Origin of the sequence: Leptolyngbya sp. GB1-A1 (assembly GCF_039962475.1) — a bacterium.
GTDB lineage: Bacteria > Cyanobacteriota > Cyanobacteriia > Elainellales > Elainellaceae > Leptolyngbya_A.
This window is the reverse complement of sequence record NZ_JAMPLI010000105.1, coordinates 1-5,693: the sequence shown is the minus strand read 5'-3', so window position 1 is coordinate 5,693 and position 5,693 is coordinate 1. Positions and strand designations below refer to the sequence as shown.

Genomic DNA, 5,693 nt, shown 5'->3' with positions numbered 1-5,693 from the left:
AATTCTCATCCCGCTAAAAAGGCTTGTGTCACTTTAGCTTGAGTCGATGAAAGTTGAAGCAGATAGAGGCTTCCAGACAAATTCACCCAGAGAGCAAAACCCGCAACCAGTTGAGATTCTAATTTGATCGATCGCCAAAGTGTTCCTGAAGGAAATGGACCAGTAAGCGAACCTTGGTAGACAGATGACGATTGACCGGATAAATCACCGAAATCGAAAGTTCAGGCGGATGATAACTAGGCAACACTCTTTGCAGCGTCCCTTGTTGCAATTCCGGTTCCACAACAAACGTCGGCAATATCGTAATTCCTAACCCGCGAACTGCCGCATCTCGAAGGACTTCCCCATTGTTAGAACACAATACCCCAGTCACTGAAATCGTTTGTTCTCCCTCGGCTCCAATCAGTGTCCACTGACTTTCAACCGCAAGCTGACCGTAGTGCAAGCAGGAATGGTGGCGCAGTTCATCGGGATAAGTCGGTGTTCCGTTCGCCTCCAAATAGCTCGGAGCCGCACACAGAACTCGTGGAGCCGGAGTTAGCGGATGCACAATCAAACTGGCGACCTCTTGGGGTTTAGCAATTCGCACCGTCACATCGAAGCCTTCTTCGATCGGGTCTACAAAGCGATCGTTCAAGGTCAACTGCACTTGAAGATCAGGATACTGCACCAGAAAGTCAGCCAAAGCAGGCGCTAAGTGCATTGTGCCAAACGTCATTGGCGCATTCACCCGTAGTCTCCCTCTGGGTTCTGCCTGAAGCTGAGTGATCGATCGCTCCGCTTCTTCCAAACTCGCTAAAATCTCAACACAGCGCTCATGAAACGCCAGCCCGCTTTCGGTTGGCGTCACCACTCGTGTACTGCGATGCAGCAACTGCACACCCAGTTCGTTTTCCAGGGCAATCACCAACTTATTGACCTGCGATCGCGACAGTTCCATCTCTCTTGCCGCTGCCGCAAAGCCACCGGCGTTGACCACTTGAGTAAAGGCACGAATGCTTTCAAACTTATCCATCACTCACCATTGTAGCTTTTTAGGAGACAATCTGTAGATAAAATAGCATATTGTCTTTTATTTGAATCTATATCATAATCATAGTGTCCCCACGAAGGAAAGCGCGAACGGAACTTTCAGGCAGTTCGCCCTTAACCTTTCCCCTTTTCCTCTCAAACCCACTGGAGGTTTGTTCGATGATTACCTTACGACCCGCTCAAGCTCGAGGTGCTGCAAACTTTGGTTGGCTCGATAGTCGTCATACCTTTTCCTTTGGCGAGTATTACGATCCCAATCACATGGGCTTCGCTGACCTGCGCGTAATTAATGAAGATAAGGTAGCCCCTGCTCAGGGCTTTAGTACGCATAGACACCGCGATATGGAAATCATTTCCTATGTCCTTGAAGGCGCACTAGAACATAAAGACAGCCTTGACACAGGATCGGTGATTCGTCCTGGAGATGTGCAGCGGATGTCGGCTGGAACGGGCATCAGGCACAGTGAATACAATGCCTCAAAGGCTGAGCCTGTGCATTTCCTGCAAATCTGGATTCTGCCAGAACAGAAAGGCATTGAACCAGGCTACGAGCAGAAAACATTCACCGACGAAGACAAGCGCGGTCAGTTGCGTCTGGTTGGGTCGCGCAATGGTCGCGATGGCTCGATTACGATTCATCAAAATGTTGACCTCTATGCGGCTGCGCTACACGATGGCGACGAAGTTAGCTATACCTTTGTCAATGGGCGAGTGGCTTGGCTGCAAGTGGCACGAGGTGCAGTGCAACTTAATGGTCAAACACTGACGGCTGGCGATGGGGTGGCGATCGCGCAGGAATCCCTGATTACGCTGCGAGGCGCTGCGGATGATGCGGAAGTGTTGCTGTTCGACATGGCGGCATAGGTTAGCGCGACAATTGGGCGATCGCCCCCAAGGAGAATGTGATGAAACTGTTCTACATGCCCGGAGCCTGTTCGCTTGCCCCTCACATCGTTCTGGAATGGATTGGCAAACCGTTTGAACTCGATCGAGTGGAACGGGGCAAAACTCGTGAACCGGAATTTTTAGCTGTCAATCCAGTCGGTAAAGTGCCAGCCTTGATTGAGGAGGATGGGCGGGTGCTGACGGAGGCAGAAGCAATCCTGCTGTATCTAGCTGAGAAGTTTCCAGACGATCATTTGGGTGCCAGTCCAACGCTAGAGGCGCAGTATGAAATGCACAAGTGGATGTCTTACCTGACTGGAGATGTTCACCCTGCTTTCTATCCATACTTTTTGCCACAGCGCTACATCACGGACGAGCATCAGTATCCTGCCGTGCGCGAGGCGGCTTACAAACAGATTGATGCCTGCTTTCAACTGCTCGATCACCACATGCGCGATCGCACCTACATGGTTGAGAAGCGACGCACCGTTCTCGATCCGTATCTGTTCGTTTTCTGTTGCTGGGGTAAGTCGCTGTCAAAACCCTTCACCGACTACCCCAACTTGCACCGCTTCCTGATGCAGATGGCAGACGATGCGGGTGTACAACGAGCGATGCAGGCACAACGTATCACGCTTTAAGTTTTATTTGTCGAAGGTTCAATTAAAGGGTAGTAAGTCGATCCTTTTGCACAAACATAGTCTTTGTCTCCGCTGACAAGGAGTATGGCAGGGAAGTGTCACCGCGCTCCCCAATTCCATGCTGCAACAAACTCGGTTCTTCAACCTTCAGGAGTTATTTCATCATGACTGTTCACAGCTTGTTAACGCCCGAAAATTCCACCGTCATCTTCATCGATCATCAACCCCAAATGATGTTCGGAGTGACGAATATCGATCGCCAAACGCTGATCAACAACACAGTTGGTTTAGCAAAAGCCGCTAAAGTGTTCAACGTGCCTACCATTCTGACGACTGTTGAAACCCAAAGCTTCAGCGGCTATATGTGGCCCCAGCTGCTAGAAATCTTCCCCGACCAAACTCCGATCGAGCGCACCAGCATGAACTCCTGGGAAGACACCAAATTTGTGGCTGAGGTTGAGCGAATTGGTCGCAAGAAGCTGGTGATCGCAGCGCTGTGGACAGAAGTGTGTCTCGTCTTTCCAGCGATTCAAGCGATTGAAGCAGGTTACGAAGTCTACTTTGTTGTCGATGCTTCTGGTGGCACCTCTCAAGTCGCCCATGACATGGCAGTACAACGGCTCATTCAGGCGGGTGCTGTACCCGTCACCTGGCAACAAGTGTTGCTGGAATACCAGCGCGATTGGGCACGCAAGGAAACCTACGATGCCGTGATTGAGATTGTCAAAGAACACTCTGGCGCATACGGTGTGGGCGTGGAGTATGCCTACACGATGGTACATGGTGCGCCTCCCAGTAATGCAAAAGCGACTGCTTTAACTCATGCATAATTGATGATTTGTGTTATCTCCGCTGAGCTGGCGATCGCACTTCAAACTCAGCGGAGATAAACATTTCTGTCTGATAACGATCTGTAAAGTCCTTTCAGAACCCTAGGAAAATCCCATGAAGAACAAGTTTACCGTTGAGAACACGGCAATGCTGTTGATTGATCATCAGCAGGGCACGATCAAACTGGCGCGTAACTTGCCCCGTGAAGAAATTGTGCAAAATACTCGTGCGTTGGCTCGTGTGGCAGTTGAAAGTGGAATGTCGCTAGTGTTAACTAGCAGCATGGAAGATCACTTTCAGGGTTTGCTGCTCGATGATCTACAGGAGATCGCACCTGAAGCCTATAGCAAGCGAATTAAGCGTCCGGGCGTGGTGGACTGTTGGGAATACGACGAGTACAAAAATGCAGTAATCGCCACGGGTAAGAAAAAGCTGATTATGGCAGGGCTGACGAATGATGTATGCATCGTCTATCCCGCCATCAGCGCGATCGAAGATGGGTTTGAAGTACAGGTTGTGGTGGATGCAGGCGGCTCACCTACAACGCTGGCAGACGAAACTGCCCTCCGGCGTATGGAAAAGCATGGGGTTACATTGACCTCAACCAACCAGGTGATGGCAGAGCTTGCCAATTCATGGTCAGAAGGAGTTGGGCAGACGATCCAAACCATTATGTACCAGGAAATTCTGTCTAAATTCCTGGAAGCGTAGGATAGTTGCCATGACAAACATCCTGGTGGTCTACACATCAACGCTGGGGAATACGCACAAAATGGCTGAGGCTGTTGCGGACGGGGCACGATCAGTAGAAGCAATGAGTGTCATTCTACGCGAGGCAACAGCGGCAACCAAAGAAGAGGTTCGCGCTTGTGATGCGCTGTTGCTCGGGACGCCTGTGCGCCATCGCTCCGCTGATGCACGGGTGAAGCAGTTCATTGAGAACACGATCGAAATCCTGTGGCTGACCGATGAGTTGGTCGGTAAAGTTGGCGGTGTGTTTTCTGTGGGCGGTGGTTATGGCAATGCCGGAGCGGGCGTTGAAATTACGCAACTGGGACTGCTCGCAGCCATGGCTGCGGCAGGAATGATCATCGTGCCGTTGCCCAAAACCACACCCGGAGCAGGCGTGGCTGGCAGTCACTGGGGCGCGCATGGCAGAAGTGGTGGGCCGAATATGGAGCCGATTGGCATCACCGATGAGATGCTTCAGTGTGCTTATCATCATGGAGCAAATGTGGCGCGGGTGGCAGCAGCACTACAGGGCAAAGACTTAATGGCACGGGGTAATCAAGCTCCTTCACCCGAGCTAATTGCCTTATTCTCGGGGTCTGGACCCCCTGTGGATGAGCAGCAGATGTCACTATAGCCATGCTGCCTCGATGACGATCGCTGGCTTGCGATCACCATCGTCCATCCTGCCCCAAATTGCGATTATTCAGGAGTAGTGCCCTATTGCTTAACCCTTAGCCTATTGGAGATACAAGCTTTATGTTGGAAGATTCGCTCACTATCGGTAAAGACGAAGACGCTCAAGTCACCGCCATCATCTCTCATGTAATTCGTTCAGGGCGCGAGCAGGGATACAAGAAGTGGTTTCAGGGCATTGCCGCAGATGCCCGAACCTTCAAAGGACATTTGGGCGTGAGTGCGATTCGACCGCGTGATCATGTGCATCCTGAGTACGTGGTGATTCTTAAGTTCGATCGCTACGACAACCTCAAAACCTGGCTAGAATCTGATGTTCGACGGCAATGGATTGAGCGCTTGCAGCCGCTGATTGAAAAGCCAGAGTTAATTCAAACGCTGACCGGACTAGAGACCTGGTTTACGCTGCCGAAGCAGCCGCTTAGATCTCTGCCGCCTCGCTACAAGATGGCAGCCGTCACTTGGCTGGGTGTGTTCGTTACACTCGCTGTCGTGAGTCGTCTACTGGCACCGCTTTTTTCCCGGTTACCAATACTGCTCAACCAACTGATTACGACGGGACTGGTTGTCGCACTCCTCACTTACGTGATCATGCCTCGCCTAACCCAGCTATTCCAACGCTGGTTATACCCTGAACCCTAATCTCCTGGGGTAGCGTTTTACATTTGTTGATGCTTTAGTTAGAGTTGAAGCCCGAACTCATAATGATTGATGTACAACCCTATCACTGTACCGTGCATTTGCTCAGATTTTGAAAAGCAAATAGTGAAGTGAACCCATGAATTCGGACAGGAGATCGAAGACTTTAAGGAAGTGTCTCTTTTATATCACATTTCCTTTTTGTTGTTCATTCCATTTCTTCTCATATTCATCCGGTGT

At 50.7% G+C, this 5,693-nt stretch carries 7 protein-coding genes; 6 read left to right on the top strand and 1 reads right to left on the bottom strand.

The features are described 5' to 3' along the window. Positions 1–118: 118 nt before the first annotated feature. Positions 119–1,015 carry a LysR family transcriptional regulator gene (locus tag NDI45_RS30535; RefSeq protein ID WP_190791215.1) on the bottom strand — a complete coding sequence of 299 codons (897 nt, stop codon included), beginning with the start codon at positions 1,013–1,015 and terminating at the stop codon, positions 119–121. A gap of 176 nt (positions 1,016–1,191) precedes the next feature. Here NDI45_RS30535 and NDI45_RS30530 point away from each other — a divergent pair, with 176 nt between their 5' ends. The 6 genes from NDI45_RS30530 (at position 1,192) to NDI45_RS30505 (ending at position 5,456) form a co-directional block, all read left to right on the top strand. Beyond that, complete coding sequence (locus NDI45_RS30530) at positions 1,192–1,896, top strand: pirin family protein (protein WP_348250037.1); 705 nt, start codon at positions 1,192–1,194, stop codon at positions 1,894–1,896. A 41-nt stretch (positions 1,897–1,937) separates the two neighbouring features. Next, the gene (locus NDI45_RS30525) at positions 1,938–2,558 is read left to right on the top strand and encodes a glutathione S-transferase N-terminal domain-containing protein (protein ID WP_348250036.1); all 621 of its coding nucleotides are present in this window, start codon (positions 1,938–1,940) and stop codon (positions 2,556–2,558) included. Between the two features lie 164 nt (positions 2,559–2,722). Further along, entirely contained in the window at positions 2,723–3,388 is a 666-nt protein-coding gene (locus NDI45_RS30520; RefSeq protein WP_190791218.1) for a hydrolase, read from the top strand. 115 nt (positions 3,389–3,503) lie between these two features. After that, complete coding sequence (locus NDI45_RS30515; RefSeq protein ID WP_190791219.1) at positions 3,504–4,100, top strand: isochorismatase family protein; 597 nt, start codon at positions 3,504–3,506, stop codon at positions 4,098–4,100. Between the two features lie 10 nt (positions 4,101–4,110). After that, positions 4,111–4,755, top strand: a complete 645-nt coding sequence (locus tag NDI45_RS30510) for a flavodoxin domain-containing protein (protein ID WP_190791220.1) — start codon at positions 4,111–4,113, stop codon at positions 4,753–4,755. A gap of 122 nt (positions 4,756–4,877) precedes the next feature. Then, positions 4,878–5,456, top strand: coding sequence for an antibiotic biosynthesis monooxygenase (locus NDI45_RS30505; protein WP_348250035.1), 579 nt, complete (start codon positions 4,878–4,880; stop codon positions 5,454–5,456). Positions 5,457–5,693 lie beyond the last annotated feature (237 nt).

Coding starts and splice junctions, on each gene's coding strand:
- NDI45_RS30535 (WP_190791215.1), bottom strand. CDS start 1,015: ATGGATAAGTTTGAAAGCATTCGTGCCTTTACTCAAGTGGTCAACGCC.
- NDI45_RS30530 (WP_348250037.1), top strand. CDS start 1,192: ATGATTACCTTACGACCCGCTCAAGCTCGAGGTGCTGCAAACTTTGGT.
- NDI45_RS30525 (WP_348250036.1), top strand. CDS start 1,938: ATGAAACTGTTCTACATGCCCGGAGCCTGTTCGCTTGCCCCTCACATC.
- NDI45_RS30520 (WP_190791218.1), top strand. CDS start 2,723: ATGACTGTTCACAGCTTGTTAACGCCCGAAAATTCCACCGTCATCTTC.
- NDI45_RS30515 (WP_190791219.1), top strand. CDS start 3,504: ATGAAGAACAAGTTTACCGTTGAGAACACGGCAATGCTGTTGATTGAT.
- NDI45_RS30510 (WP_190791220.1), top strand. CDS start 4,111: ATGACAAACATCCTGGTGGTCTACACATCAACGCTGGGGAATACGCAC.
- NDI45_RS30505 (WP_348250035.1), top strand. CDS start 4,878: ATGTTGGAAGATTCGCTCACTATCGGTAAAGACGAAGACGCTCAAGTC.